A 1,417-nucleotide genomic window follows, 5' to 3' on the forward strand; every position below is an offset into this window, starting at 1 on the left:
TCCGCGCGGCGGAGGCCGGTGGCGAGGAGACGCCGCTGCTCGTTCATTTCGGCGAATTGCTGGAGGATTTGGGCATCGACCTTGCCCAGCGCATCCCAGAGGCGCTGTCCGCAACCATCGGCTCGGCCGTCTTCAGCGCCTCCAAGGTGCGCGACCGTTTCTCGGTCGATGGCTGGGCGGCGCTCAAGGATTTGGCCGCAACGACCCAAAGTATGAGCGAAAAAGACGAGGTTTCGGACGCAAACGGACGGATAATGGGCGTTCTTTTGCGCAAAATCACCGGTTTTTCCGGCCTTGCGCATGAGAATATGTACCGTTTCACCGGCTGGCGCTTCATGCGCATCGGCCGCTCGCTCGAGCGCGCCATCGCCACAGCCTCCATGCTCGGCCTCATGATCGCCGACGACGCGCCGGAAGGCGCGCTCGACATCGCCATCGAGATCGGCGACAGCGTTCTGACCCATCGCCGCCGCTTTTCGCTCGAGGCCAGTGTCGAAAGCGTGGTCGCGCTTCTGGCGCTCGACCCGATGAACCCGCGCTCGATCCTGTTCCAGGTCGCGGAGATCAACGATCAGGTGCAGTTGCTTCCCGATGGTGGCCTTGCCGGCCGCGCCGGCGATCTCGCGCGGGCAGCACTACGGTTGCACACGCAGCTTGCAACCACCCAGGCCGGAGAGGTCGACACCGCCTTTCTCGAACGCGTGCATGGCGAACTGGAAATCATCTCCGATCTCGTCGCCGCGGCATATCTGGGATGACGCGCCATGCTCTATGACATCAAGCTGACCATGCGCTTCGACTATTCCGGGCTTGCCGGCGGCGGGCGCCATGCGATCCGGGTGTTGCCGCAGACGCTCGGCGCGCATCAACGGATGATCGCCGGCCATGTCGACGTCGACCCGGTGCCGCGCGAGCGCTCGGCGCGGGTGGATTTCTTCGGCAATCCGGTCACCGACTGCGCCTTCGACGCCATCCCCGACGATCTGGTTTATACCGCGCAGGCGCGGGTGGAGCGCACGGCGCCGTCCTATGCCAATTCGGATTCGACTCTGCTAGCCGATCTGCGCGCCGAACTCGATGCCGACAGGACGCTTCTGGCGCGCTCGCCGGCGCATTTCCTCAACGCATCGGCCCTCGTCCCGCCCCATGCGGGCATCCGCGACTACGCGCGGCAACATTCATCGCGAACCGTCTATGAGACGGCGCTGGCTCTCAATGCGGCGCTGCACAAGGACATGCGCTACGACGCCGAGGCGACCGATGTCGACACGCCGCTGGCCGAAGCTTTCGAAGCGCGGCACGGCGTCTGCCAGGATTTCAGCCACATCATGATCGCCGGTCTGCGGCATCTCGGCGTTCCCGCCGCCTATGTCAGCGGCTATCTTCGCACCATTCCGCCGAAGGGCAAGCCGCGGCT

2 protein-coding genes are annotated in these 1,417 nt (G+C 64.9%); both read left to right on the forward strand.

Going from position 1 to position 1,417, the window contains the following annotated elements:
* Positions 1-758 (forward strand): alpha-E domain-containing protein (locus tag PZ895_RS00730; protein ID WP_275837115.1); only part of this gene is annotated, 758 nt, incomplete at its 5' end.
* 6 nt (positions 759-764) lie between these two features.
* Positions 765-1,417: transglutaminase family protein (locus tag PZ895_RS00735; protein WP_275837116.1), on the forward strand; the 653-nt coding region annotated here is incomplete at its 3' end.

The sequence above is a fragment of the Mesorhizobium sp. YIM 152430 genome, assembly GCF_029210365.1.
GTDB lineage: Bacteria > Pseudomonadota > Alphaproteobacteria > Rhizobiales > Rhizobiaceae > Aliihoeflea.